Annotated in this window: 25 protein-coding genes; 6 read left to right on the forward strand and 19 right to left on the reverse strand. The window is 37.4% G+C overall.

Annotated features, from left to right (window positions below):
* Positions 1-185 precede the first annotated feature (185 nt).
* From H5968_RS03190 to ureE, 5 genes are all read right to left on the reverse strand, one after another.
* Complete coding sequence (locus H5968_RS03190) at positions 186-1,148, reverse strand: acetamidase/formamidase family protein (protein WP_187038782.1); 963 nt, start codon at positions 1,146-1,148, stop codon at positions 186-188.
* Positions 1,149-1,243: 95 nt separating this feature from the next.
* A complete protein-coding gene (locus tag H5968_RS03195; RefSeq protein ID WP_187038783.1) occupies positions 1,244-2,032 on the reverse strand; it encodes a lipase family protein in 789 nt (262 codons plus the stop codon).
* Between the two features lie 410 nt (positions 2,033-2,442).
* Positions 2,443-3,039: an urease accessory protein UreG gene (gene ureG, locus H5968_RS03200; RefSeq protein ID WP_096572392.1), complete on the reverse strand. Its 597-nt coding sequence runs from the start codon at positions 3,037-3,039 to the stop codon at positions 2,443-2,445.
* Between the two features lie 84 nt (positions 3,040-3,123).
* On the reverse strand, positions 3,124-3,813 hold the full coding sequence (locus H5968_RS03205) for an urease accessory protein UreF (RefSeq protein WP_187038784.1): 690 nt from the start codon (positions 3,811-3,813) through the stop codon (positions 3,124-3,126).
* On the reverse strand, positions 3,788-4,246 hold the full coding sequence (gene ureE, locus H5968_RS03210) for an urease accessory protein UreE (RefSeq protein WP_187038821.1): 459 nt from the start codon (positions 4,244-4,246) through the stop codon (positions 3,788-3,790). Before ureE ends, H5968_RS03205 begins: the two co-directional genes overlap by 26 nt.
* Before the next feature lie 52 nt (positions 4,247-4,298).
* Between ureE and H5968_RS03215 the strand changes: the two genes are divergently transcribed.
* Positions 4,299-4,463 carry a hypothetical protein gene (locus H5968_RS03215; RefSeq protein ID WP_187038785.1) on the forward strand — a complete coding sequence of 55 codons (165 nt, stop codon included), beginning with the start codon at positions 4,299-4,301 and terminating at the stop codon, positions 4,461-4,463.
* A 146-nt stretch (positions 4,464-4,609) separates the two neighbouring features.
* Here H5968_RS03215 and H5968_RS03220 read toward each other — a convergent pair whose 3' ends face one another.
* The 4 genes from H5968_RS03220 to H5968_RS03235 form a co-directional block, all read right to left on the reverse strand.
* A complete protein-coding gene (locus H5968_RS03220; RefSeq protein ID WP_187038786.1) occupies positions 4,610-4,951 on the reverse strand; it encodes a cupin domain-containing protein in 342 nt (113 codons plus the stop codon).
* A 157-nt stretch (positions 4,952-5,108) separates the two neighbouring features.
* Complete coding sequence (locus H5968_RS03225) at positions 5,109-5,519, reverse strand: hypothetical protein (protein WP_187038787.1); 411 nt, start codon at positions 5,517-5,519, stop codon at positions 5,109-5,111.
* 40 nt (positions 5,520-5,559) lie between these two features.
* Entirely contained in the window at positions 5,560-6,654 is a 1,095-nt protein-coding gene (locus H5968_RS03230; RefSeq protein WP_187038788.1) for a DJ-1/PfpI/YhbO family deglycase/protease, read from the reverse strand.
* 186 nt (positions 6,655-6,840) lie between these two features.
* The gene (locus H5968_RS03235) at positions 6,841-7,242 is read right to left on the reverse strand and encodes a DUF2267 domain-containing protein (protein ID WP_096572398.1); all 402 of its coding nucleotides are present in this window, start codon (positions 7,240-7,242) and stop codon (positions 6,841-6,843) included.
* A 372-nt stretch (positions 7,243-7,614) separates the two neighbouring features.
* Between H5968_RS03235 and H5968_RS03240 the strand changes: the two genes are divergently transcribed.
* Positions 7,615-8,037: a DUF6335 family protein gene (locus H5968_RS03240; RefSeq protein ID WP_187038789.1), complete on the forward strand. Its 423-nt coding sequence runs from the start codon at positions 7,615-7,617 to the stop codon at positions 8,035-8,037.
* A 569-nt stretch (positions 8,038-8,606) separates the two neighbouring features.
* Here H5968_RS03240 and H5968_RS03245 read toward each other — a convergent pair.
* The gene (locus H5968_RS03245; RefSeq protein WP_187038790.1) at positions 8,607-9,500 is read right to left on the reverse strand and encodes a hypothetical protein; all 894 of its coding nucleotides are present in this window, start codon (positions 9,498-9,500) and stop codon (positions 8,607-8,609) included.
* A gap of 812 nt (positions 9,501-10,312) precedes the next feature.
* Between H5968_RS03245 and H5968_RS03250 the strand changes: the two genes are divergently transcribed.
* Positions 10,313-12,898: an adenylate/guanylate cyclase domain-containing protein gene (locus H5968_RS03250; protein WP_187038791.1), complete on the forward strand. Its 2,586-nt coding sequence runs from the start codon at positions 10,313-10,315 to the stop codon at positions 12,896-12,898.
* A gap of 492 nt (positions 12,899-13,390) precedes the next feature.
* Positions 13,391-13,879, forward strand: a complete 489-nt coding sequence (locus tag H5968_RS03255; RefSeq protein ID WP_187038792.1) for a hypothetical protein — start codon at positions 13,391-13,393, stop codon at positions 13,877-13,879.
* Positions 13,880-14,401: 522 nt separating this feature from the next.
* On the opposite strand, the gene H5968_RS03260 is transcribed toward H5968_RS03255, so the two are convergent.
* The 7 genes from H5968_RS03260 to H5968_RS03290 all read right to left on the reverse strand — a co-directional run bounded on the left by H5968_RS03260 (position 14,402) and on the right by H5968_RS03290 (position 21,506).
* Entirely contained in the window at positions 14,402-15,724 is a 1,323-nt protein-coding gene (locus H5968_RS03260; protein WP_187038793.1) for a YcjF family protein, read from the reverse strand.
* 484 nt (positions 15,725-16,208) lie between these two features.
* Entirely contained in the window at positions 16,209-16,814 is a 606-nt protein-coding gene (locus H5968_RS03265; RefSeq protein ID WP_137668256.1) for a Uma2 family endonuclease, read from the reverse strand.
* Between the two features lie 122 nt (positions 16,815-16,936).
* A complete protein-coding gene (gene radC / locus H5968_RS03270) occupies positions 16,937-17,668 on the reverse strand; it encodes a DNA repair protein RadC (RefSeq protein WP_096572405.1) in 732 nt (243 codons plus the stop codon).
* A 208-nt stretch (positions 17,669-17,876) separates the two neighbouring features.
* The gene (locus H5968_RS03275; RefSeq protein WP_187038794.1) at positions 17,877-19,931 is read right to left on the reverse strand and encodes a ribonuclease R family protein; all 2,055 of its coding nucleotides are present in this window, start codon (positions 19,929-19,931) and stop codon (positions 17,877-17,879) included.
* Between the two features lie 548 nt (positions 19,932-20,479).
* Positions 20,480-20,695 carry a 30S ribosomal protein S18 gene (gene rpsR, locus H5968_RS03280; RefSeq protein ID WP_096572408.1) on the reverse strand — a complete coding sequence of 72 codons (216 nt, stop codon included), beginning with the start codon at positions 20,693-20,695 and terminating at the stop codon, positions 20,480-20,482.
* Between the two features lie 3 nt (positions 20,696-20,698).
* Entirely contained in the window at positions 20,699-20,893 is a 195-nt protein-coding gene (gene rpmG / locus H5968_RS03285; protein ID WP_096572409.1) for a 50S ribosomal protein L33, read from the reverse strand.
* 43 nt (positions 20,894-20,936) lie between these two features.
* Positions 20,937-21,506, reverse strand: coding sequence for an RDD family protein (locus tag H5968_RS03290; protein WP_187038795.1), 570 nt, complete (start codon positions 21,504-21,506; stop codon positions 20,937-20,939).
* A 230-nt stretch (positions 21,507-21,736) separates the two neighbouring features.
* Between H5968_RS03290 and glp the strand changes: the two genes are divergently transcribed.
* Positions 21,737-22,960, forward strand: a complete 1,224-nt coding sequence (gene glp, locus H5968_RS03295; protein ID WP_187038796.1) for a gephyrin-like molybdotransferase Glp — start codon at positions 21,737-21,739, stop codon at positions 22,958-22,960.
* Between the two features lie 184 nt (positions 22,961-23,144).
* Here the strand turns inward: glp and H5968_RS03300 are convergent, their stop codons facing one another.
* Positions 23,145-23,831 (reverse strand): DUF4230 domain-containing protein, encoded by a 687-nt coding sequence (locus H5968_RS03300; protein WP_187038797.1) that lies wholly within the window; start codon positions 23,829-23,831, stop codon positions 23,145-23,147.
* Positions 23,832-24,300: 469 nt separating this feature from the next.
* Between H5968_RS03300 and H5968_RS03305 the strand changes: the two genes are divergently transcribed.
* Positions 24,301-24,477: a type II toxin-antitoxin system HicA family toxin gene (locus H5968_RS03305; RefSeq protein ID WP_187038798.1), complete on the forward strand. Its 177-nt coding sequence runs from the start codon at positions 24,301-24,303 to the stop codon at positions 24,475-24,477.
* 106 nt (positions 24,478-24,583) lie between these two features.
* Here H5968_RS03305 and H5968_RS03310 read toward each other — a convergent pair whose 3' ends face one another.
* On the reverse strand, positions 24,584-26,161 hold the full coding sequence (locus tag H5968_RS03310; RefSeq protein WP_187038799.1) for a B12-binding domain-containing radical SAM protein: 1,578 nt from the start codon (positions 26,159-26,161) through the stop codon (positions 24,584-24,586).
* Positions 26,162-26,237 lie beyond the last annotated feature (76 nt).

A 26,237-nucleotide genomic window follows, 5' to 3' on the forward strand; every position in this document is an offset into this window, starting at 1 on the left:
CAATTGTTTCATTAAATGCTTCCGCCGTGAGCGTCAGCCGATAGCGTAGCGTGGCGTTAGCCATACGGTTTAAAACCTCTCCTTTCAACGGGAAAAATAAAAAATAAGCTTTTTCAATCCTCTCCCTTCAATGGAGGGGTAATTGTCAATTGTTCATTGTCAATTATCAATTATTGAATATTCACCTATAACCTGAGCTTTGGTAAAATAGATTTAGATAACATTCCATGAACCCCTTTTTGTGGACTATTAACCACTTGAGTAATATGAAAATTTACTGCTAAACTGCATAATACATAAGCATCTTCTGGTGATAAATTGGCAAAACTTTCTAGAAAATAAATCATATTTTTTAACGCCAATTCCAAAGCATCATCTAAAGTTTCTGCAAAACCCATTGTGATAAAATCTGTAGGCGTTTCTGCTATGGGTGTTGTTAGTTGTAAATATTTCCGCAATACTAATTTAATTCTACCATTCATAGAGGTTTCAATAGCAGTTACATTTACCTCACCATCTCCTTGTGCAGAATGTCCATCACCAATAGAAAATAATGCACCAGGAACATATATAGGTAAAAATAATTTTGCACCTGCTTGTAATTGACGGTTATCAATATTTCCTCCATAAGCACCTGGAGGTATAGAATTACGGTTATTTTCTGGGGTAGCAACTCCTAAAATGCCAAAAAAAGGTGTGAGAGGAATTTTGATATTTGAACCGGGTGGAAATTCGGCAAAATTATTTTTTAAATCGAGGGGAATAAATCTTAATGCAGCTTCTGTAAACTGCTGTGGTAATGCTCCCCAACCTGCACGAATAGCGTTAAAACCAACAGGTAAACGCGGTGAAATTGACTTTAATTGTACTTCTAAAATATCCCCTGGTTGTGCATTATTGATGTAAATTGGTCCGGTGAGTAAATGGGGTCCTGGTGCTATTTTTTGTTCTGGTGGTAAATTTTCACAGATATCAATAAATTCTGGTGTGAGAAATTCTGAAGGAGCTTTGTCGTAAACGTAATAACCTGTATAAGTTTCGATGTCTATTGTGTCATGGGAATCAACAAATAATGCTGGTTTTAAGAGGTGAGAAAAGCCACCTAAATGTACAGTTTCTTTCGTAGCTTTTAAAATGTGGTGAGTCATTTTTGCAGATGCTTATGGCTGAATAAACAATTATCAATTATCAATTGTCAATTGTCAATTGTCAATTGATAACAGGTTATTTTGAATTTTCAGAATTAGTTCAGTGTTTTTCCCAGCAACCTAATATAATTGCGGATATCATGATCTTTAACTCGTGCTGAAATGAAGTTGTAACTAAACCAAGGTCCTAGTCGTAATTGTTGACCTACATGACTATATCTTCCTTGCCACCACCTGGGTAATGCAGGTACTATATCCATGCCATAAATAAAGCGATAAGTGTTAGGAACTCTCCGATTATAAGATTGACAAAATTTCTTATTGCCTACTTTGGGCGAGCCAAATGTATAGACTTCTAAAGAAGATAATTGAGGGTGAAAATTATATTGAATATCTACACCACATAAGGTTGCTAATGCTCCTCCTAAACTATGGCCTGTGACAATGATATTAGCAGTTTGATTATCTTTGATATATTGATGAATCTGATCTCTAACGGAAAGGTAAGCATTGCTAAAACCAGAATGCATGAGTGGTCCAGGGTTGTTGCCTTTTTTATATGGGTAAATTTGCTCGGTTTTGGCAACAATTTGTTGTTGAATTATTTTCTCATCAAATTCTTTATTTTTCTTCTGTAGATCAATGTCTTTACCTATCTTGCCAGTATCGAAGTTATATCGCCAGTCCATTCTTGATTCAGTACCACGAAAAACTATAGTTACTGCTGAGGAATCTGCTAAAATCGCCAATTGAGTATCGGTGGTTTTGTCGCTAATCAGAATTGGTTTTTCAGTCCAGCTGCTAAAGGCTATTTTAGAGAAGTCTTGATAAATTTCTTGACAGCACACTGCCATTTTCACTGCTTTGGAATAATTCACTGTCATCACTAAGTCCTCATCAAAAATTTTGAGTAATATTTTGACCAATATTCAGATGTTCTAGAACACCAATTCATTAATCGTAACGGCGTTCGCGTAGCGTGCTGGAGGCATAGCATTCGGACAGAATATGAACTGGTTTCAGCGATAGGTTATCACCCGAATGCTTCGCCCCTACAAGGTAAAAACAGATTACCTAGCATTACTGAATCGACGTTCTAGGAAACATCTATGTATTATTGGTGATTTGACGGATATCATAGCATTGTTTATTTACAAACGACTAGAGTGCAGCAAAATATAAAAAAATATAAATTTATATTACAAAAATACCTATCATACTCAGATCCCCGACTTTTTTAAGAAGTTGGGGATCTAGGGGATCTAAAAGTAAAAAAAATATAAAATTTCCAAATTTAGCAGATTTGTGTGGTAATGAATTGAATCACATCCGCTAAACCGATTTTGGTTTTTAAGTTAGTGAAAATAAAGGGTTTATCTCCACGCATTTTTTTTGCATCTCTTTCCATGACGTTTAAATCTGCTCCAACGAATGGTGCAAGATCAATTTTATTAATGACTAATAAATCTGATTTAGTGATACCTGGACCACCTTTGCGGGGAATTTTATCCCCAGCAGCAACATCTATGACATATATTGTTAAATCAACTAATTCGGGACTAAAGGTAGCGGCTAAATTATCACCACCACTTTCTAAAAAAACTAAATCTAAATCTATAAATTTTTCTTCTAGTTGTTCAATTGCAGCTAAATTCATGGAAGCATCTTCACGAATAGCAGTATGGGGACAACCTCCTGTTTCTACTCCTAAAATGCGATCGCTCTCCAATGCTTGAGAACGTACTAAAAATTGTGCATCTTCTTGAGTATAAATATCATTGGTAACAACCGCTAATTTATATTTTTCTCGCAGTGCTTTACACAAAGCATCTACTAAAGCTGTTTTTCCAGAACCTACGGGTCCTGCTACTCCTACTCGAAAAGCATTCATAAGTAATTGGTAATTGGTGATTGGTGATTGGTGATTGGTAATTAGTAAAATTATTACCTATCTTCTCTTACTGTTCCCTGTTCCCTAGCTTCTAAATAATCTAGTATATTGGGTTTCATGCTGCATACTAGCTAAAGATAAACCCCAACTACAACAAATTAGATTATCATCTTCTAAGGTGAGAATTTCTGACATTGTAATATTTAATAATGTTTGCAACTCTAATAATAATTCTTGTCCAGCAGTTTGACCAAGGGGAATGAGTTTGACTCCAGCAGTAATTAAATTATTTGCCCAACTATGCAGATATGCTAATAATGCCGCATCAGTGTTAATTTGCCAATGAGCGCAAGCAATACCAAAGGCGATCGCATAATTGCAAGGATAACCCACAGCGGTAGCTAATGGTAAAGTTTCTGGTGCAAGTTTACTTAATAATTGGATGAGCGATCGCCCCATTTGCCAACTACCAGCGCGTAATTCTTCTGTATCTCTCACCGCAGATAACCACAAATTCCATCGTTTTAAATCTGCTAAATTTCCCATTTTTGCAGCTTCTAAACCTCTAATCATCACAGCGCCATCTATGCGAATTGACCCATAATTCAACTCAGCTTCTAACCAATTTTTTAAGCTATTACTATTCTTAATAGTACCATTTTCTACCAACATTTCCAAACCTTCAGAATAGCTATAAGCTCCCACAGGTAAAGCCGGACTAGCTAACTGTAAAATAGATAAAAAATGACTATGAGTGAGAGTGATGGTGTACATAAGCTCCTCCATAAGCGCCTAATTCTGGTTGAAAAGTTACAACTTCTTCCTTAATTTCTAAACCCAACTTTTCCAACATTGTGCGTAAAACTGAATCAGGAGATAAGCGTAAATAATTAGGAGTAATTTCCACAGGTACATGACGATTACCCAAATGATAAGCTGCTCTTAATAAGAGTAAAGGTGTGTGTGCAACCACAGTTAAAACAGGTTCAGGTTTAGCAATAATTCTGATGAAATTGTTTTGAGTTTCATCTGTGAGAATATCATCATTATGTAAAACTGTACCTCTCGGTAAACGCAAAAAAACCTCCTTCCCATCTGCTAATGTAAATTTGTGACGGCTACGGGTGCGTTCTTCAGCGGTAAGTGGAAGAATGAAATGAACGTCAGTATTAAAATCGGGAGGTTGAATTTGACTTAAAATCAACATCATTGAGGAAGTAAGTTTAAGTTATAGATATCTTTGTGAATTTTACGCCCTAATGGTGCAACAAAACAAAAAAAATACAGCAGGAGTCGTAGGGGCGAAGCATTGGGAAAATAGCCTGTTCATAAAACTGATAATTGGTTGCCCGAATGCTTCGCCCTTACAGGAAAATAGCGTTAGAGAAAAATTAATAGCTGTTCGCTTGAACGCTTCCCCCTGACAGGAGTCATGAGTACAACTCTCTCTGTCTAGGTTTTAAATTAGATTCTGTACCTGATTGATATGCAATCTAGTGTAACAGAAAAAAATCCCTGACATCTCACAGAAGTCAGGGATCTATATATGTATATCCTGTACCTTTTATATTTAATTTTCATCCCTAGCATGAATTTGAGCCGGGGGACTCGTCGCTTCAACTGCTGTAAATGGTTGCAGAATTCTATAAGAATGAATTGCACCTTTTGGTACAACCCAAGAACTACCTTTTTCTAGTAAAATTGTCTGACCAAAAATATCTAATTCTGCTTGTCCATCAATTACATAACCAACAGTTTCATATTCCCGTTGAGTTGGTACTTTTTCCTCACCTGGTTCTTCATTTTCCCATAGTCGCATTGAAACAGTTTTCCCCGATGCTAGATACTTTTGACCAAGTTTACCTGTGGGAGAATAGGCAGAATCTACTTTTTTAACACTTGTGTCACTCATATAATTTATGATCCTTATTAACAAGTTATTTGCGGAATTTTTGGCTTTTTTCTCCTTAAAAATGGAGGTTTTGAACCTTGAATGAAACAGTTATCAATTATCAATTGTCAATTGTCAATTGATAATTTCCCATTACAAAAACTGCCTCCTGCCTTCGTTATCTCTTGTCTCTCAACATTCTTTCTGGTGGTATATTCTCTTGATAATAACCTGGTTTATCACCAGTAATTGGCTCTAAACTTTTGTCAATATTTGTGCGTACATCTTCTAAAAACTGTCTGGTAGATTCAGGAATAGGTTCATCAAGATTGAGTTTTTCTCTAATATTATCAGCAGTTTCTTGAAGTTGTCTTTGAGTATTTTCTAGCGACTGCTCATTTCTGATTGCTTCTTGATCAGGAGTACCTTTATAATAAGTACCTTCTGGAGTTGTCACGGTATCAGCTTGTGCTAATAGCATAGCATTACTAGAGCTAAAAGCTTGGAAGCCAAAAAAGGCAAATACTACAAAAGAAATTACTAGCAGACGTAAAATTAGACGTTGAAAACTCTTAAAAAGACGATTCATAATTATCCTTGCTAATAGGGTTTTCCTGAATAATAAATGCTTACACCACAGCAGCACTAGAAGTAGGTTTAGGAGGCTTAATACCAGCAGCAATTCGTGAACGATATAGTTCAACTAATCGCTGTTCATATTTACCTAAATCATTATGAATTTCTTTAAAAATTGCCGTTGCTACTGGGTCAGTATACATTGCCGACAAATGGCTAACATCACCAATACCTGTTTGTACATCACCCAATGCACAACGAATTTGATAGATATCATCACTACCAGTCAATGCAGATTTTACCTTAGCATATTGATTAGCAACATTAGCGCCAAAAGATGGTTTTTCATGTAATCTATGCAGATAAGTTTCCAGTTTTTGAATGTGACGTTGCTTATTAATTATCATTTCTTGAAACAGGTTTTTTACCTCCTGTTCAGATTCTTTTTCTAGATACTTTTCTAGAGCTTCTAAAGAATAACGTTCTCCACCTAAAGCAATATTTAAACCTTTAACAATTTCATTCTTGGTTGAACCACCCCAAGCATCAGCTAATTTCCACCATTCTGCACTTGTGTCTTTTTCATCAGGCAAATTAGCATCTTTACCACCATAACCTAAACGTTTTAAAAGTGCCGTTGTAAAAATTGCCAAGTCTCCAGGTTCACGAGATGTAATCAAATTACCATCCACAACTACAGGCTCATCTATATAATTTGCTCCTGCATTACTGATATCTTTACGAATAGCAGTAAACCCAGTTACTTGTTTACCTTTGAGTAAATCACCTTCAATTAAAACCTGTGGTCCATGACATATTGCGGCTATTAATTTGCCTTGCTTCATGGCTTCCCGCACAAAGCAAACTGTGTGACAATTACGCCGCATTTTATCAGGAGCCATACCCCCAGGAATAACCACTGCTGCAAATTCATCAACTATAGCTTCTGTTGTTGTTCCATCAGCTTGTACGCTCAGTTTTCCCCTTTTACCCTTATATTTTTCATTCATCCTTGAACCCAAAACTACTACATCCATTCCCGCTTGTTTGAGTGCGTGACAAGGAATTATAAATTCTAAATCTTCTACTGCTTGTTCAACGAGAATAGCAACTTTTTTCTGACTAGAATGATGATTATTGTTGATCATTGGTTTTCTTTCCCTGGCTAATTATCAAATAAATTGATTTTTTAAACTTATTCAGTTTCAGTGATTTGAGCCAGCCATCTCGAACTGTAATTGATTGTTATAGAAACAATCGGGTCTAAAACCGGACTTCGTTCAAATTTTTTGGAGCAGTGTCTAAATCCCTGTAAAATAGACCTCCTGCCTTCGTTATGCTGGCATTTCACTTGTTGATGAAGTGGCAAATAATTCCTCATAATCATGGGTAAAATAAGCATGAAATTTCTTGAATTTCTCTGGAGTTACCGCATTTTGTAAAACCGCAAAAACTGCCCGCACGTGCATTGCTGCTGTAGTTGGTTCTATATTTTCTTTCTGACTAGCACGCTCAATAAACTCTTGCAGATGAAAAGATTGACTAGCTTCTGTTTCTCTGCCACGTAAATATTTACCTAATTCTGGTGGTATTTGTGCAGCTAATTCTTGTGCTTCATCTTTAGGAATCAGTTCTCTCACTGTTTCTAATGTCGCACGAGTAGCAACTTCTGCTTCTTCACGGGAATTTGATTGAGCTAGACTTTGTACATGGGTAATAAACTCTGTATATTCCATTTTTTAATCTCCTCTATTTATTAAATCTGAAAATCTGAAAATAATTTCTTACCAATTACCTTACTAAACTAATTGCTAGTTATAATTGCTAATGATTTACCACCTACTAGATTAATACTTCATAGATTGCTTCACTTCTTTCTCAAGGGATATATTTTTTATAACTAAAGTTATAAATCTTTAGTTAGATAAATATATTTGGCGAAAAGTTATAATAAAAAAGTTATAATAAAAACGTTAAGAATTCAGCCCTCAGCCATCAGCCATGTAGCTAAAATATTGAAATACAAAGAGTGAAAATAAACAGATGCAGATAAGGTTCATGAAATTACAATTTCTAAATCTTTGTTATTGCAGCAAGTAGCTATTATCATGACAAAAAAACGAAAAAAACAGGAAAATAAAACTGATGATTTGCCACAGGGAATTACTGAATCCTATGGTACAGGCGTAAAAAACTTACCGGGATATAATATTGGTGAGCGATCGCTGTGGGAAAATAGACAAGAGTATACAGAAAACAGTCCTGAATTTCCTGCTGAATACCCTATTGCGGGTGATGAAGTTGATAGTTATTGGCAAGATACGGTAGGAGATGAAGCTGTGGGTGGTACTGTTGCTACTCCTGAGAAAAATGTAACGGAGGAATTAGAAACAGCAGTAGGTTTAGAAATGAAGGATTATGCTTTTCTTCGCACCAACGATATTTTAAAACATCGTGATGATGCACGTTGGGAACTAGATCCGAAATCTTCTGAAGATTATGAACAACGACGAGATGAAAATAATTCATAATCATTTAGGAGTCAGAGGAGAATTGAAAAAACGGAATTTTTGCCTTTTTCCCCTAGAAAGGGAAGGTTTTAAACTTTTAATAAAAAATTATCAATTGTCAATTTTCAATTGATAAACAGATAAACACAGAGTAAACACTATGCTTGTTACTCTGTGTTTTTTATTTTGGTGATTGGCGCAGCTGCACCCATCGTCACGCCCTTTGCTTCTTGTCTGCTAATTTAAAGCGATTTAAATTAGTCCTCATCTGTCCTGAGACTGGTTTAAATTTAGGGTTTTTTGATTAGGATTCTGTCTTTTTATAGTGTTTACAGTCAGTGATTATTTTTTCATACAAATGCCAACATTTGTAGTCACATTTCAAGTTTTATATATCGAATTTTACCATGTAGATTTAATGACCCCTACCTCATAAATTACCAGGTTTTAAAGGGAGACCTTTATTGATTTCCCCCCTGAATAAGGAATGTTTACCTCATCTCAGAAAGAGTAAAGAGTAAAGGTGTTATTACTCCTTACCCTTTCACCCTTATTTGTTACCCAAAAGTTTGAGGTTAAATTTAATTCAACTAATTCAAAGACTGATTAGATGAAATATAATCCTGTTGACAATATTCCTGAGTTGGGGTTACAGAAACCACTTCCACCTCTACAGGTTTTTCTGGTGTGGGGTTAATAATAAATTCACTAGGACCTACATGGGGTTTTTGTGGATTTCCCCAATCATAGGTATAACCTAAACCAGACCAAGGATAATATTCTTTTTTCGCATTGCTGAAAGAATTGGTGTATATTGTCTTAATTACAGGACTACTATCTGGTACTGGTAAAGGTAAAACATTACAACTAGCATCGTCAATTTCTGGATCAATACATGGTCTGATTAAATCTTCTGCTTTTACCCACATTTCCACAAAATGGGTTTTGCTAGAATATTTGTTTAAAATCAATCCCAAATATTGCTGTAACCTTAGTGAAAGTTCAATTTTATCAGGAATATTGGCATCTATGGCTTGATATTGCTGGCAAAATTCTTTAACTTGTGGTACTGCTGTAAACCATGTTTGATAAGCCAGTTGTTTTTTTGCACCTATTGGCCAATCTACACTGGGGTTACTCACATATCTCCAAGTTGACATTAAATATTCAATTTTGCCATTATTTTCTCTCCATTTAATTCTAGGATTACTGGGAGATAATGCCCACAGATCACTCACTACTTCATCTGCTAACGGCTGTTTTGCATCTTCAACAGCATCTGCTAATGTCTTGCTCAAAACATTATAAGTTTCTGGTTGATATTGCAATAGATACTCATAAACATTGACAGGTAATTCTGCTTGGGCTAATTGTGCATTTAGTATTTGTGTACTATTTGCAGCTAAAGCCCGCTGTGACCATCCGAATAATAAGAAAACACAACATAATAAGCCTAGCAAAAATTGTTGTTGCCAATTCTTCATGGTAAATAACCTAGTAGTGTTTATTGCTGTTGGAAAGTAATACTAGGTCAGATTTTATAATTATTTTTTACGAAATAACCAACGGTGTTTATTTTTTTTAACTAAAGATTTATGTATAAGTAGGTAGGCGTTGAAATTTATCGTTGTGGCAAGGCAGGAGGCAGAAGGCAGGAGCGATGAGGTTTTTAGGCATTTTACATTTTGTTAGATAACTTTTTTTCATGCCTACTTACTTAAATAAAACCGAAAATTTACGATTTTCTCACAAATTTCAATTCCCCTTTGAATTGAGCAAAATGGTTATTTTCAAATTTGTTCTAAAAACAAAGTGTTTTATCTTCTTAGTATATCTACTAGATAAAAGCTGAAAATTGAAATTGGATTATACGAATTTTTACTGAAACTATTTAATCTAAGTCTAACCATATAGTTGTATTTTACACATTTATCTCAAAAATTTACTCAAGTAATTTCCCTAGATGTGTTGTGAGAATTGATACGTGGATTAAAACGTCGAATCAAAAGAACAAATGAAGAGGTTTAAAAGCTGCTGAAGATTCCTATATAATGACTGGTAAACCTTTCTGCTTTCACGTCTAGGATTGTTTCACCATGCAAGTAGTTTTTAACTCTAATTTGAATTATCAAATTTTCAGCCTCTATCCTCAACAGGATCAATGGGGCTAAACAATTGATTAACGAACAGGGTATACTGTCAAGGAATAATAGTTATAACGGAAACTTAACATAATAAATTTTCTAGACCAATTCAACCTTCGTCAACACTAAATCATAGTATATTAAATAAAGTTATGTCAGCGCAAAACCCCAATGCTGAAGAGACAATAGATTTGAATTTTGGTGTTAACCACCAAGGAACATATCAGGTACAAACACACTCTTCACCTGTAGTTAGTCTGGCTCCCAAAAAAGGAACGATTTCCCAGTTTCTTGCTCCCTTAACTCAGGATACTTTTAAACAAGTAGTTCAGGAAGTTGAGCATAAATTGAAAATTGTTAACGAAACCTTATCCATGTTGGATTATAAAGGTTTTGAAACAATCCTTCCAGAAATGCTGCATTCAATTACCTTGAAAACAGGGGAATTACTAGGAGCAGATCGGACAACGATATTTTTATTAGATGAAGAAAAACAACAACTCTGGTCTATCTTAGCAGAAGGGGAAGGAAAGCGACCATTAGAAATTAGAATTCCAGCGGATAAAGGTATTGCCGGGGAAGTGGCAACTTTTAAGCGAGTCATCAATATTCCCTATGATTTTTATAACGATGTGCGGTCAAAATTTGCTCAAGAACAAGACAAGAGCAATGGCTACCGCACTTACACAATGTTAGCTTTACCGCTATTAAATGAAAATGGAGAATTAGTAGCGGTAGTGCAGTTATTAAATAAATTAAAATACCTACACAATCCCGATGATCCTCTGAAAGAACGCATTGATAAAAAGGGTTTTACCAGTGCAGATGAAAAATTATTTCAAGATTTTGCGCCGTCAATTCGCCTGATTTTAGAGTCGTCTCGCTCTTTTTATATTGCTACTCAAAAACAAAGAGCCGCAGCAGCTTTGATGAAGGCAATTAAGTCTTTAAGTCACAGTAGTTTAGATTTAAAAGATACCCTCAAACGGGTAATGGATGAGGCTAAAGAATTGATGAATGCTGATCGCAGTACCCTGTGGTTGATAGATGGCGATCACCAGGAATTATGGACAACAATTACTCAAGATAACGGTACAACTAAAGAATTACGAGTACCCATAGGTAAAGGCTTTGCTGGGATCGTTGCTGCATCTGGAAAAACCTTAAATATTCCCTTTGATTTATATAAACATCCAGATTCACAAACTGCCCAAAAAATAGATCAAGAAAATGGCTATCGCACTTGTAGTCTGTTGTGTATGCCAGTATTTAACAGTGATCAAAAATTAATTGGTGTTACTCAATTAGTAAATAAAAAGAAAGCAGGAGATTTTGCACCTTATAATCCCTCCCTTTGGCCTCAACCTCCTGAATGCTTCCAAGCTAGTTTTGACGGCAATGATGAAGTATTCATGGAAGCTTTTAATATTCAAGCAGGTGTAGCATTGCAAAATGCCCAATTGTTTGCCAAAGTCAAACAGCAAGAAAAAATGCAGGGGGATATTTTGCGGAGTCTTTCTAATGGTGTAATTTCCTCGGATAAGTCTGGATATATTATCACTGCTAATGAAAGTGCTAAACGTTTACTAGGTTATTCTACAGAGGCGCGTTTAGAGGGGAAATTAGTTAGTGATGTTGTCAATATTAAAGACGGAGATTTTAGCCAATGGTTTGCAGATGCTTTAGCTGCAAATGATGTCAAAGATACCCAGCAGTATTATCCAGATCGTACACTTCTAACTACTACCCAAGAACAGCACAGCATTAATTTATCACTCAACACTATTGCTGATGCGAATGACGAAAATAAAGTGTGTGGCGCACTGGTGGTAATGGATGATATCAGCGATGAAAAGCGTCTGAAAAGCACCATGTACCGTTACATGACTCAGGAGTTGGCAGAAGAATTACTCAAATTAGATGATGCTAAATTAGGAGGCGATCGCAAAGAAGTTACTATCTTATTCTCGGATATTCGTGGCTACACCACCCTCACAGAAAATATGCAAGCTGAGGAAGTGGTAAGTATGCTTAATGAATATTTTGAATCAATGGTAGAAGCTGTATTTAGACATAAAGGCACTCTCGATAAATATATCGGTGATGCCATTATGGCTGTATTTGGTTCTCCCTTACCTTTAGAAAAACACGCCCGTATGGCAGTCGAAACTTCTCTAGAAATGCGCTATCGTTTGCAGGAATTAAATCACCGTCGAGAAGCCTTAAATCAATCCAAAATCAAAATCGGCATCGGCATTAATTCTGATACTGTAATTAGTGGTAATATCGGTTCTAGTAAGCGGATGGAATTTACCGCTATTGGTGATGGTGTCAATCTTGGTTCTCGATTAGAAAGTATTAGCAAACAATATGGTTGCGATATTATCATCAGCGACAATACCTTTAACTTCTGTCATGATGATATTTGGGCAAGGGAACTAGATTTAATTCGTGTTAAAGGCAGAAATGAGCCTGTATCTATTTATGAGTTGATCGGAATGCGTTCTGATTCTATTAACAGTGCCAAACAAGAACTAATTGAACATTATCAGAAAGGAAGAGAGTATTATCTGCAACGTCAGTTTTCACTGGCTCAAATGGAATTTGTCAAAGCTTTAACTGCTGATAATAATGATAAAGCCTCAATGTTATATCTGAGTCGTTGTCAACATTGGTTACAAACACCTCCCACAGATACAACTTGGGATGCTGGTGTTTGGACTTTTCATGAAAAATAAAAGTCAGCCATCAGCTATTCAGGAGAAAGAATTAGTTTTTCTCCCTATCTCGCCAGTCCCCAGTTCCCAGTCAGTAGAAGGAAATAATACTGTCTACTATCTTAAAGCTGATATAGTGATCGGATTTGATTCATGAATTTTTCGTAGAGGCAGGGAATAGGGAACAGGGAACAGGGAACGGGAAAGAAGGCTGTCAGTATTTATGGTGAGCGAAGCCGAACCATGTACGGAGTTCTGTTCAAAAATCAAATATTAGTCCTATAGCTGAATACTTACGATTTATCTTATCTTCACCAGATTTAGCACAAGTTTTTGTTTTTTAATTCTTCTTATTATTTGGTAATAAAACTTAAAAAAACAACAAAAATTAATTCAAAAAACATTATAAAAATGTTGCATATAGTCTTGTTTGTAACAGTTAATTTATATTTGTTGTCAAAGTGGTTTTCTTAGTTAGAAACTAGAAATAGATTTAACAAAGCAATTATTGTTATGAACACTATTTCTAACCTGCAATTAAAACGCTCAACTTGGCAAACCGCCACTCTGTTGACTTTGGGCTTTTGGCTCAGTTCTAGTCTAGTATTAGATTGGGTAATTATGCCTAGCCTTTACATTACTGGCATGATGAAGGAAGCGAATTTTACCACTGCTGGATATGCAATTTTTTGGAATTTTAACCGCTTAGAATTACTAGCTGCTGCTGTTGTCTTGACATCTATGCTGGTTATTTGCAAGACTAAATCTAATTGGTGTTTAGGAAGTATATTTTTATCTTGCTTGCTGTTAACAATAGCTTTGCTGGATACCTATTTTCTAACTCCGCAAATGTGCGCTTTGGGTAGTGATTTAAGTCTATTTGCTAGTGCAGGTGGTGTTCCCTACAGTATGAATTTACTGCATGGTAGTTACTTTATGCTGGAAGTTTTGAAAGTATTAGCGTCTGGGGTGCTGTTAAATCGTTGTTGGAAAGAAGCTTAGAGGTTGTTTGAAAAGTCTCTCATGGGGTATCAAATATTTTTACCGGGATCTAGTCTAAGTGGACTCGTTGAATCAAAAATCTGCGCTCCTTTAGGACCTTTGGGTTAAATTTACTCATTAGCATCTCCATAAGCGTAGCCTAAAACTGTTGGGGACAATTCATGAATTGTCCCTAAATTCATTTCACCAGATGTCAATTGATAATTTTCCTGACTAATTCTAACCATTAGACTTGTCCAGAAAAGAAATTAGGGTTTGCTGAAAAAATGCAAAACGCAGATAAATCAAAAGTTTGAGGCTGATAAATAGGAAAAAAGTGCAAGGGTTTTGAAGGGTATACGTGAAAAAGTGTGCATTTTTTGGTATTTCGAGAGATGGAAAAGGAATTTTCAAACTTCCTCCTGACTCCTGACTCCTGACTCCTATCCCCTCATGGAAAGACTTTCTCAGCAAGTCCAAATTATGGAGCCTATAATATTAGCATTTTTTTCCTGTACTTTGGTCTCTTGAATTTTCTAATTCCTAACTTTTCATCCCCTTAAACCGTTCTTTTGCCCCTTCAAAAGCCTCTTGCATGACATTTTGAATTTTTTGAGGATCTGGCTTTTTTCCACCCATTAAATCCCCAAAATACACACAAGCAGCTTCACCTAAAGACCATGTATAAGCACCCGCCCAAGATGCCGCAATAATAGTACCCAAACCAGGGACAAATTTAATTAATTCCCGTGCCACTGCTTGAGCTAAAAAACCACCAGCAATGGTACTTACAATACCCCCAGCTTGAGATGGTGTCAATGTCTGACCATATAATTTACCCAATAATCCCACCATTGAAACTTGTAAAGCTGTTAAAACTGGCATAGTTGCAAAAGGTAAAGGTACAGCAGCTAAAGTACCTGCCATAATGGAAAAAGGTAAAATATATCTTCTAGCAGCATCACGATAAATATTACTTAATTCCTTACCTGCTTGTTTATCTAACAATTGATAAATAGCTTTTGATTCAGCTTCCGGTAAAAGTTCAGCTAAATTATCTCGCAGTGCTTCTAAACCATAAAATACTGGAGTATAACCATCTGCTTCTAAAGTAAAATCAATCAAAACTGCCCGATCATATAAACCAGTAAAATTATTTTTAATTTCTGTAAAAGCCCGGTTTAATTCCTCAAATTCTGGGGGATAATAGGGATGATTTTCTATTTCGTTGGGATAAATTTCATGCAAACAAGTTACCGCTAACAAACAGGGAATATTGGGATATTGTTGGCGTAATTTTTGGGCAATATTTCGCAGAGTATCCGTAGCAAAATCATTAATTTTCACAGTCAAAAGGAAAACCCTAGCACCATTAATTTCGGTTTTTAAATCAGTGATTAACTCTTGAATAATAGTTTCCGTATCTTTATTAACATCCCCCAAACCCACCGTATCAGTAAATACAATTAAAGGTAAATCATCAGCAGGATAAGCATAACGTTGGGTATTTTGAGTATGGGGGCGAAAACCCTGGCCAATAATTTCCGCAGAAACCCCCGTTAAACCGCGAACAATAGAACTTTTACCCGTTTGGGGTTTTCCTATTAATAAAGCTTCTGTAGTCGGTAGTTGAGTGCGGATAGTTGCTAAAATTTCTGCAACTTGGGCATCATTGACACTAAACCATTGTCCTATATTTTGTTTTACTTGTTGTTTTACTTGGTCTACTGGTAGGAGTTGGGTTAATTTAGCAGTAGTTTTACTGACAACACCAACAATGCGATTTTGCCAAGAATCATTTTCTGACTTGGGTTTTGGTGCATCCGTTAGTGTGTTGGATGAGTCTGGGTTGGGTTGTTCAGTCATGGGTGTAATTTTAATAGTCCACCATTCCTAGTATAACTTGTCTTGTGAACCATGTAAGCAGCAATCAAGAATCATCAACCTTCATAAATTATGACATTAAGAAAATGGATAATGTAGAGAACTTACGAAAAATATCTCTAGAACCCTCTTTCCTTTGTGTCCTTTGCGTTCTTTGCGGTTAGTTTTTCCGTGAGTTGTGCGTAAGTCCTAATGTAGATAAATTACCATCAAAAGATTGCAAATTGAGCAATACCAAAAACTCAATTTTTTACCTGTTTTGTTCTTTGAAATAACCTATGATATCAGTCTCAATCAGAACACTGAAGATTAAAGGATTTTTAGGATGAACTGATTTTGATCATCTAAAGCAAAAAGATCATTAACATCACATCGTTATGAAAAACATCCTGTAAATCCTTAAATCCTGGATATCCTGATGCAGACAGATAAAATGCTGATCCCATAGTTTAGCTAATCAGCAAATTTATTTTGGTAAAATGTCATTCAGTCGAAGTTCTAAATTCGGTAAAATGCGAGAAATAATTGACTCACCAAGACGATACTGTTTTTGGCTATAATCATCACCACTCAACTGACAAACGGTGAAAGTTGGCTGTTTCGGTCTACCGATAAAAGCGACACCACCCAGCCCTCGGTAATCAGCAATCCAATATTCAGGGATTCCTAAAAGGGCGTATTCTTCAACCTTGCGAGCATAGTCAGTTTCCCAGTTACTACTCACAACCTCAACAACTAATTTAGCTGAACGACCATGAGTGATTACTGGTTCATGTTCCCAAAGAGGTTCATTAAAGAGTACGGTTTCATCCAAAACAACAATATCAGGTCTACGGGCAGTAATAGCGTCAGCAAAGGGGCGAATTAGGCAAGTGCGGGGAATAAACCAAGGTAGTTGGGCATTAGTAATAGCAATACCGATTTTAGTCGCTAGTTTGCCACTGACGGTTTCATGAAGTCCAGTAGGTTCCATATCAATTAGTTCTCCGTCAGCCAACTCATAGCGCGGATTATCGCTATATTTGTCCAGAAAATCCTCAAAGGTAAGAAGTTTTGATGGTACATAAGTCATGGGACTTTTCCTTTTTACAGTATATTTCATGTCAATGAGGTACAAACTGAAACCATAAAACCCTTGTGGAACAGGCATCCTGCCTGTTAATCCTGTACCGCATAACTCAGTAAACTGCTGTATCAATCTTCCTGGGGGCAATCATCCCACAAAGTAGTAATTTCTCGCAAACTCTGATGAGTACCATTACCCAAAATCAAATGATCCAATAGAGGAATATTTAAAAGTTGCGCCCCTGATAATAATTGCCGAGTTAATTCTATATCTGCTTCACTAGGTTCTAGATTACCAGAAGGATGATTATGGGCCACTATCATCCGTGTAGCACCATGTCGAATAACTTCCCGAAAAATATCACGGGGAGAAGCTAAAGTTTCGGTTGCAGTACCAATGGTAATGATTTTTGTCCCCAAAAACCGGTTTTTCACATCTAACAATAAAACCGCAAACCGTTCTTGACTTTGCCACATTAAGTCTTGACTCAGGGTAGCGGCCGCCGCAAGGGGACTATCAATAACCGCACCCTCCGCAGGACGGGATAAAAAAACCCGTTTACCTAATTCTATCGCTGCCAGAATTGATGTAGCTTTTGCAGAACCCACACCATGAATTTCCATTAACTCTGCGGGGGTAACATCCCGTAAAGCAGCTAAAGGATCTCTTTGATCTTTTCCTAACTCTTGTAACATAAGTTGCCCTAAACCGACAGCAGACAGTTTACCCGGTCCTTGTCCAGTTCCTAGCAGAATAGCAATTAATTCCGCAGTGGCTAATATTTTCGCTCCATGAGTCATCAATCTTTCACGGGGACGCTCATTTTCAGGTAGGTCGGCAATTCTGAGGCAATAGGTCATATACAAACCAAGGGATTATGCACCAAGATGGAACTATATTTTATTTATCCCTTGTTCAAGCTCAAAATTATATCTGGGGGGGAAAATATTTGTTAAGGAGTCAGGAGTTCAGGAGATGGGGAGGTGGGGAGAAAAAGATTTTTTCCAGTCACCAGTCACCAGTCACCAGTCACCAGTCACCAGTCACCAGTCACCAGTCACCAGTCACCTACCCACTAACAGCTTCTTGATAAATTATCTCTTGAAACTGAATGATGTCTTTTTGAGGATCAGCAATGCTGACTTTTACTAATACTTGTTCACCTAAACTTACAGAACGCCTAAAAACCATTGGTAACTGTAAACCCAAGTCTTCTAAGAGAATTAATGCTAAGTTGCTATCTTCCCGTAACCACATCAAAATTGTGACTTGCCATATTTCTTGAGGATTACGACGTAAATATTCTAAAGCATAATACCTGTTGGTTTGCCGTTCTACCATTGTTAGTTCTTGGGTGGTAGTGCTGACTGTCATCATCACTTCTTTGAGTTGTTCGGCAGAAAATGGCAAATCTTCACCCCGTAAATGTGCTTTCAGTTGAAAGTGGGTAAGTAAGTCACTGTAACGACGGATGGGGGAAGTTGCTTGAGTGTAAGTATCTAAGCCTAAACCGGCATGACGTACTGGGGTAATACTCATTTCACTTTTAGGCATACAGCGACGCAGGGCGCAAAAACGAACGAAACCGGCGGGAAGCTGTAAGAGTTCTTCTTCTGGGGGGAGTTCTGGTTGGGGTTGTCCGCGAAATGGTAAGGGGATGTTATGGGTTTGACCATAACGTGCTGCTACTTCCCCAGCAAGGATCATCATTTCTGCTACTAACTGCCGAGATGGAGAATCATCTAATATATCAATGCTGATATCATCGTCTTTGACTTTGATCATTGCTTCGGGCATATTGATGCTGATCGCGCCTTGGTTATATCGCCAGGTTTTCCGCTTTTGTGCCAAATTGGCGATCGCCTCTATTTCTGGTTCTGCTTGTACTCCCAACTCCAGCATTTCATCTACATCTTCGTAGGTGAGGCGATAGGTAGGTTTGATTAAAGTGGGATGGATAGTATAGTCTTCAACTGCACCGCTTTCATCTAAAACTACACCAAAGCTGAGAGCGCAACAAATTTTCCCCTGTACCAAACTCATTGGACCTGTAGCTAAGACTTCGGGGAACATAGGTATCATTCCCGTAGGTAAGTAAACTGTACTACCCCGTTTTCTCGCTTCTAAATCTAATTCATCTTCTGGCATTAACCAGCGGGTAGGATCAGCAATATGCACCCAAAGCCGTTGTCGTCCATCGGCGAGATTTTCACAACTTAAACCGTCGTCTATTTCTGTGGTACTTTCATCATCAATAGTGTATACCTTGAGATGTGTTAAATCCAGACGATTGGTGTCTAAGTCTGCTGGTGGAAAATCCAAATGTTGTTGCGCCACTTCTAATACCTTACTAGGGAACTGAACGGGAATTGAAGAACGACGCAGGAACAGGTTTTCATGGGGACTCCACCAACCCAAGTCGATCAATAGTTGCAGGGCTGCTTGGGGAGTTGCAGAACGTCCCAGCATATTCATGGTTTCTAATACTGGGGCTGGGGGTGGATAATTCCGTACCAAGGCCTCCGCATTTATCCCCATTCGCACAATATCCGCCACGAAAGTCGCATATTTTTCTAATGCTTCCAAACGCTGGCGGTCTGGTTTTTGCCATTCTACGCTTTCGCCTTGGAGTGCCTGTTCTACACGCGCTAGAAATTCCTGCTGTCCCTTGGCTTTTTGCGCTTCTACTTCTATTTGGTGTTTCCGTTCTGCTACTTGTGCGGCGCTACGTGGTTCGTAAACATCGCCTTTTTGCTTGAAATACATTTTATCATCGGATAACAAGCAATGGGCGGCGTAACAGTGCTGTGGTTCTGATTCTGAAAACAGCAAATTTGCCATTTGACTGGGAGTGACTGTTTCCCCGTCTTCCACCAATATTTCCCAAGCTACTTCTAAACTAGATGGATCTAGATAGGTTTGAACTTGACTTAAAAAGCTGGGAATATCAGCAGGTTTATAAGTTTGTCCATTAACTGTATAGGTTAGTTGTCGCGGCGCGAGGCTGTGGGATTGACCTCGTTCATCTACCACAAACCAACGGGTCTTTCCGTCTGGACGATCTACCACTCCCAGACGGCGATCGCCTTGAACCCTAAATTCAACTAGCGTCCCCTTCTCCACAACTCTCGCACTCTTTTACTAATTTTAGATTTTAGATTTTAGATTTTGGATTTGTTTTAGGTTGTTAATGGGTAATTGGTAATGGGTAATTGGTAAACACTCTTTGCTGTCACCTGTTCCCTGTTCCCTGTTCCCTGTTCCCTGTTCCCTGTTCCCTATTTCCTATCACCCAAATCCCAGGATTGGAAATCTCGAAGCATATTATACACTCCTTTGGCTGGAAGCGAAATTTTAGATTTTGGACTGAAAGTAAACGTTTCATTGTTATTACCAACGTTACTTTTGTTGGATTTTTACAGCAGATTACAGATAAATCTGGTACACAGTCTCACTTGAAACCTAGACAGAAAGAGAGTTTTACTTCTGATTTCTGACTCTTGTAATGGCGAAGCATTCGGACGACCAGTTATCAATTTTTGTCCAAAGTAAGGGCGAAGCATTTGAGCGAACAATCATCAATTTTTATCACCGTTTATTTTCCGAATGCTGCGCCCCTACGACTCCTGACTTCTGCTCTAAAATCCTTTCATCCAAAATCCAAAATTTTTTTAGCCTTCGGCGTTGATAAATGGCAATAAAGCCACAATTCGAGCGCGTTTAATCGCTAATGTTAATTGCCGTTGTTGTTGTGATGTTAACCCGGTAATGCGTCTGGGTAGAATTTTACCACGTTCAGTAATAAATTTACGTAGTAAATCAACATCTTTATAATCAATTGGTTCTCCTGGCTTAATTGGCGACAGGCGACGACGATAATAGCTCATCTCTTACTTAATTTCCTTGTGAACAGTGTGTTTGTTACAGTGGGGGCAGAACTTTTTCAGTTCTAAACGGTTGGTGGTGTTCCGGCGGTTTTTGGTGCTGGTATAGCGAGAAACGCCTGGAGAACGCTTGTCTGGGTTGGTTCGACACTCGGTGCATTCTAGTGTCACTATTATGCGGGCACCTTTACTCTTAGCCATAATTTTACAAACAGTAAAGCCGGGAGAGATTTAACACAAATGACTATCTTCTCACATTTCGCTGCACTTTTTCAACTAATCGCTTAATTTTTAGCTTAATTTTTAAATCCAGCGAATAGCCACGCCGTGAGGAAACAATTATAGTTCTAGCATAGCGGTCATGGAAAGCCCGTCGCATCTGAGGATCTGACAATGCCGCACCACAGTCAATGACTAGGGGAAGTATTAGCAGTATAGCAGTGGGATTAGCTATTATATTCGTTAAGCAAATGGAAACCAATAAACAGCTACCGCCAATAATCGCTTCACGCTGTAATAATGCTTGTAATTCGGGTATTCTGCTTACGGGTTGTCCATTTTCTATTTCTAACACTTTTAAATTTACTGCCCATCTTCCTAAACTTTGCCCCTGATTGTTGTAAACTATGATGACCCGTAGAATTAACCAAGCAAGGATAAAAACGAAAATTTGGATAAATTGAATACCTAGATTATTTGTTCCTAAAAAAGAACTAACTAACCATGCTCCTGTAAAATCTATTCCTAATGCCATCACACGACGGGTAATTTCTGGCTTGGGATAGTGTTTTTGTGGTGTTTTAATGATAGTCATAATATTTATAAAATCAAGAGAAACACAAATAAGTAGGTAGGCGTTAAAAATTGTCGTTATGACAAGGCAGGAGGCACGAGGGAAGAGGTTTTTAGGAATTTTACATTTTTTTTACATACCTCGGTTTTTTCGTGCCGACTTACTTAAACCAGCCGGTTTTTCCCACACGGATTTTTATATGGTAATTTTTTATATTAAAATATCCAAAACTATCATCATTAACTATAACTATGCTGTCAGTCAGAGATGCAGAAGCTACTATTTTAAATGCTGTGAAACCGCTAGATAACCAGCTAGATGTGGAATTTGTTGATTTATTAATGGCAAATAATCGCATTTTAGCAACTCCTGTGATCAGTTCCCTGGATTTTCCCCACTGGGATAACTCGGCAATGGATGGTTATGCTGTGCGTTATGCAGATGTGCAGCAAGCAAGGGCTGATAAACCCATTGTTTTGCAGGTAGTGGAAGAAATTCCCGCTGGATATGAACCACAGGTAACAATTAAACCAGGACAAGCTGCAAGAATTTTCACAGGTGCAATGATGCCCGCTGGTGCGGATACTGTAGTTATGCAGGAAAAAACCCACCGACAGGAAAACCGGGTTTTTGTGTTTATTGCACCTCAACCCCAGGAGTTTGTCAGACATAAGGGGGATTTTTATCAAGCTGGAAACGAACTTTTACCCGCTGGTATTCCTTTAACGGCTTCTGAAATTGCGGTTTTAGCTGCTGCTGGACGTGAACAAGTGAGTGTTTTCCGTCGTCCCCGTGTGGCTATTTTATCAGTTGGCGATGAGTTGGTGATGCCGGAACAATTGCTAAAACCAGGACAAATAGTAGATTCTAATCAGTATGCTTTAGCTACTTTGATGCGGGAATTGGGGGCAGAAGTGTTACTGTTAGGAATTATTCAGGATGAGCCGACAACTTTACAAGAAATTATCGATTATGCGATCGCCAATGCTGATATAGTCATTTCTACTGGTGGTGTATCCGTAGGTGATTATGACTACATATATAAAACTTTAGCATCATTGGCAGCAAAAATTCATTTTCGTTCTGTACAAATGCGTCCGGGGAAACCTTTAACTTTTGCAACTTTTGGTAATAAATTATATTTTGGTTTGCCGGGAAATCCTGTTTCAGCGTTGGTGACTTGTTGGCGGTTTGTAAAACCTGCAATTAAAAAAATGTCAGGACTGGCTAAAGGTTGGGAAAGTAAATTTATCAAAGTGCGATCGCAATCAGAATTACAATCTAATGGCAAGATGGAAACCTATATTTGGGGTAAGTTAAATCTGGTAAACGGTGTTTATCAATTTCAGAAAGCTGAGGGTAATGATAGTTCGGGTAATTTAATTAATTTAGCTCAAACTAACGCTTTGGCTGTGTTACCAGTGGGTAAAACTTTTGTTTATCCAGGGGAGGAAGTTTTGGTTTTACATTTATAAATAGGAGGGAACAGAGAACAGAGTTTTTGACTTTTGACTTGATTTTTCCCTATCTTTGAGAGTCCAGATTTAATAATAGGCTCTGATTCATATACTATTTAGTGTAAGTCAGAGCCTGATAGATGACATTCTGATATTATAACTTTAACGTGGGACTGAGAATAAAGATAGATATTCCTAGATATTAATTCTTAGGACATGAACCATCTTTAGGTTCTTGAGTTATTACAGTAATGTCTTTGTAACCTGCTGCTGATAATATTCTTTCTACTATTTTTTTTGCGTTACTATTAGCAGCATCTATAATATCATTTCCGCAAGCTTCTAATTTAATTCTAGCAAGTGCATCTTTTTGTGCTTGATCTAGTAGTTCAATCTCAGCGTTAGGACCAAACCAGTTTTTGTGATGATCTAAAAGTTGAGATTTATCAGCTTCTAGAACTGTTTCGGTAATATAAGGAGGAGGTAAAGTAATTGTAATTTTCTGGTTGTTGATATCTACATCTGTTGCTTTCAATGCTTTCATATCTATACCAGCACGTATTGTACCTTGTCCTTCATAAATAACCTTAGTATCTCCAACATAGAATGAAAACAACCTTTGCTCTTTAGTTTCAACTAATGATGCTTTACTGGACATTTTTACAGTATTGAGTTCACTTGTTTCTTTTAATCCACCCAAAATAACATCTATCATTTTTGCACTCTCATTTGTTTTAACCCACGGCCAGCTAAAAAACAAGAATGCTGCTAGAATAAATGCTAAGATACCAAATAAAATCCATCTGTAAATGATTAATTTATCTGTAGTAGATTGTATGGTCTGTTTTAAGCCACTGAAAGAAGTCATTTTTATTACTCCTAAATCCACTTGTATTTATATCCATCTCTTATAGACTAACAGAGTACACAATTAAGTTCTACAGTAGTTATACTTATTTGTGCTAATTTTTACATTACATAATCTTGCTCTAAAAACAGTAAGTACCTTAAATAACACCGAAAGTTGGAATAGTTTTTTTAGCGTTCGCTTGACATTCAAGACAGTCGCTACATAATTTTCTGATTTCCTTTTTTTTTGAGCTTAACCGATATAATATTATTCAGTAATAACCTAGTTTAAGGAGTCAAGTATATGCAAAAAAAAAATTTACTCTCGAATACTGGTTAGATGATAGCTGGTATGTAGGAAAATTAAAAGAAATTCCGGGAATATTTAGCCAAGGAGAATCATTAGAAGAGTTAGAAGAAAATATTAAAGATGCCTATCAGCTAATGTTAGAAGAAAGCTTAGAAAATCATCCCCAAGCGCAAACTAAAGAAATTTGGGTTGATGTGGCGTGAAACGAGGAAATTTTATTAGAGAATTAGTTGATGCAGGGTGCTATTTAAAACGTCATGGGAAGAAACATGATATCTATATTAACCCTATTAATAGAAAACAATCGCCTGTACCACGTCATCCAGAAATCAAAGAAAGTCTCTGTCGTTTAATCAAAAAACAGTTAGGAATTTAAATAGGAAATGCGCTTGAAAGTCTTTTATTGATGGCTAGTAGGCAGGAGGCAGGAGGCAGAAGGTAAATATTTTTACCCATCTACCCATTTCTACTGTCCCCAGTCCCTAAGCTACTACTTTTTCCTTTTCAGGAACATAGGGTTTTTCTGCACCTTGGGCTAAATAAGCAGCTAATTGACTTTCAATTTCATCACGGACAATTTGCCGATATTCCACAAAATGTTCAATGTGAGCGCAGGTAGAAACGTACTGTTCTATCACCTTGGGATTATGCTTGAGAATGCTAAAGAAGTGATGCCAGAATTTCCAGCGAGTTTCTCTTTTAAAACCTTGTCTCCAAATCACAATTAGCAGTGCTTTGATAACTACCCATTCTGGCGTTTTAGCTGGTGCTGTCCATTGGGGATAACCCAACATCAAGAAACAGCGATAGGTGCGATCTAAATAGGCTACAGGATCATATAAAGCACAAAAAGCTTCCACATATTCCCTAGCCAATTCTTCTAAAGGACGGGTAGGAATAAAGTTCATTAATGTGGTTTGATTGATATTTCCGTCTTTATTCTCCCGCAGTCTACCTTCTTTTTTCAAACGATGCCATAAAGCGGTATTTGGCAATGCTTGTAACATAGCAAAAGTGGTGGAAGGAATAGCAGCTTGTTCAGCAAATCTCACAATGCGATCGCCCGCACCGGCTTTTTCACCATCAAAGCCAATAATAAACCCTGCCATTGGTCGCAGTCCAGCTTTAATAATAGTTTGTACTGCGTCTGTTAAAGAACTGCGCGTATTTTGAAACTTCTTCGTTAGCTGTAAACTATCCTCATCTGGGGTTTCAATACCCAAAAATACGGCTTTAAAACCACAGTCAACCATCAACTCCATCATTTCTTGATCTTGTGCCAAATCAATGGAAGCTTCTGTGTCAAAATTGAATGGATATTGATGTTCAGCCATCCAAACTTTTAACTCTTTTAGCAACAATTTCACATTCCGTTTATTGCCAATAAAGTTATCATCCACCATGAACACACCACGCCGCCAACCCAACTCATAAAGATAATCTAATTCTGCTAAAAGTTGTGCTGGTGTTTTGGTTCTCGGTTTACGTCCATATAAAACAATGATGTCGCAAAATTCACATTGGAAAGGACAACCCCGCGAAAATTGCACAGACATCATATCATAGGCATTAAATTCTAATAAATCAAAGCGGGGAATCGGTGTAGTTGTCACATCTGGTTTTTCAGTGGCGCGGAAAACCCCAGATGTTTCACCTTTTTGTACCGCTTCCACAAACATCGGTAAAGTGATTTCCCCTTCATCTAAAATCAGGAAATCTGCCCCTGCTGCTTCCACTTCATGGGGTGTGGATGTGGGATAGGGACCACCTAAAGCTACCAACTTACCCCGGCGTTTTGCTTCCCGGACTTGATCTAATAAATCTTGTTTTTGGACAATCATAGCCGAGAAAATGACTATATCTGCCCATGCCCATTCTTCCTCTGTTGCTGGGCGAATGTTACGATCTACTAGCTTAAACTCCCATTCTTGGGGTAGGATAGCTGCCACTGTGACTAAACCCAATGGTGGTAATAGAACCTTTCTATCTACGAGTTGTAGGATTTTTTCATAGGACCAGAAGGTTTTGGGAAATATTGGATAAACTAGCAAGATACGCATAGTATCACCCCTCATGATTGATTTGTTATCTAACTGTAACTAAATTTAGGACTGATTGACTTTTTTATATGTTGCC

The organism is Sphaerospermopsis sp. LEGE 00249 (assembly GCF_014299995.1).
In the GTDB taxonomy this organism is placed as follows: Bacteria; Cyanobacteriota; Cyanobacteriia; order Cyanobacteriales; family Nostocaceae; genus Sphaerospermopsis; species Sphaerospermopsis kisseleviana.

What these genes read in the sequence shown, in the direction of transcription:
- H5968_RS03225 (WP_187038787.1), bottom strand. Translation starts at nt 5,519, where the DNA reads ATGAATCGTCTTTTTAAGAGTTTTCAACGTCTAATTTTACGTCTGCTA.
- rpsR (WP_096572408.1), bottom strand. Translation starts at nt 20,695, where the DNA reads ATGAGCTATTATCGTCGTCGCCTGTCGCCAATTAAGCCAGGAGAACCA.
- ureE (WP_187038821.1), bottom strand. Translation starts at nt 4,246, where the DNA reads ATGTTGATTTTAAGTCAAATTCAACCTCCCGATTTTAATACTGACGTT.
- H5968_RS03250 (WP_187038791.1), top strand. Translation starts at nt 10,313, where the DNA reads ATGTCAGCGCAAAACCCCAATGCTGAAGAGACAATAGATTTGAATTTT.
- rpmG (WP_096572409.1), bottom strand. Translation starts at nt 20,893, where the DNA reads ATGGCTAAGAGTAAAGGTGCCCGCATAATAGTGACACTAGAATGCACC.
- H5968_RS03265 (WP_137668256.1), bottom strand. Translation starts at nt 16,814, where the DNA reads ATGACTTATGTACCATCAAAACTTCTTACCTTTGAGGATTTTCTGGAC.
- glp (WP_187038796.1), top strand. Translation starts at nt 21,737, where the DNA reads ATGCTGTCAGTCAGAGATGCAGAAGCTACTATTTTAAATGCTGTGAAA.
- H5968_RS03255 (WP_187038792.1), top strand. Translation starts at nt 13,391, where the DNA reads ATGAACACTATTTCTAACCTGCAATTAAAACGCTCAACTTGGCAAACC.
- H5968_RS03230 (WP_187038788.1), bottom strand. Translation starts at nt 6,654, where the DNA reads ATGATCAACAATAATCATCATTCTAGTCAGAAAAAAGTTGCTATTCTC.
- H5968_RS03260 (WP_187038793.1), bottom strand. Translation starts at nt 15,724, where the DNA reads ATGACTGAACAACCCAACCCAGACTCATCCAACACACTAACGGATGCA.
- radC (WP_096572405.1), bottom strand. Translation starts at nt 17,668, where the DNA reads ATGACCTATTGCCTCAGAATTGCCGACCTACCTGAAAATGAGCGTCCC.
- H5968_RS03215 (WP_187038785.1), top strand. Translation starts at nt 4,299, where the DNA reads ATGGTGCAACAAAACAAAAAAAATACAGCAGGAGTCGTAGGGGCGAAG.
- H5968_RS03245 (WP_187038790.1), bottom strand. Translation starts at nt 9,500, where the DNA reads ATGAAGAATTGGCAACAACAATTTTTGCTAGGCTTATTATGTTGTGTT.
- H5968_RS03240 (WP_187038789.1), top strand. Translation starts at nt 7,615, where the DNA reads ATGACAAAAAAACGAAAAAAACAGGAAAATAAAACTGATGATTTGCCA.
- H5968_RS03235 (WP_096572398.1), bottom strand. Translation starts at nt 7,242, where the DNA reads ATGGAATATACAGAGTTTATTACCCATGTACAAAGTCTAGCTCAATCA.
- H5968_RS03190 (WP_187038782.1), bottom strand. Translation starts at nt 1,148, where the DNA reads ATGACTCACCACATTTTAAAAGCTACGAAAGAAACTGTACATTTAGGT.
- H5968_RS03290 (WP_187038795.1), bottom strand. Translation starts at nt 21,506, where the DNA reads ATGACTATCATTAAAACACCACAAAAACACTATCCCAAGCCAGAAATT.
- H5968_RS03195 (WP_187038783.1), bottom strand. Translation starts at nt 2,032, where the DNA reads ATGACAGTGAATTATTCCAAAGCAGTGAAAATGGCAGTGTGCTGTCAA.
- H5968_RS03205 (WP_187038784.1), bottom strand. Translation starts at nt 3,813, where the DNA reads ATGTACACCATCACTCTCACTCATAGTCATTTTTTATCTATTTTACAG.
- H5968_RS03220 (WP_187038786.1), bottom strand. Translation starts at nt 4,951, where the DNA reads ATGAGTGACACAAGTGTTAAAAAAGTAGATTCTGCCTATTCTCCCACA.
- H5968_RS03310 (WP_187038799.1), bottom strand. Translation starts at nt 26,161, where the DNA reads ATGCGTATCTTGCTAGTTTATCCAATATTTCCCAAAACCTTCTGGTCC.
- ureG (WP_096572392.1), bottom strand. Translation starts at nt 3,039, where the DNA reads ATGAATGCTTTTCGAGTAGGAGTAGCAGGACCCGTAGGTTCTGGAAAA.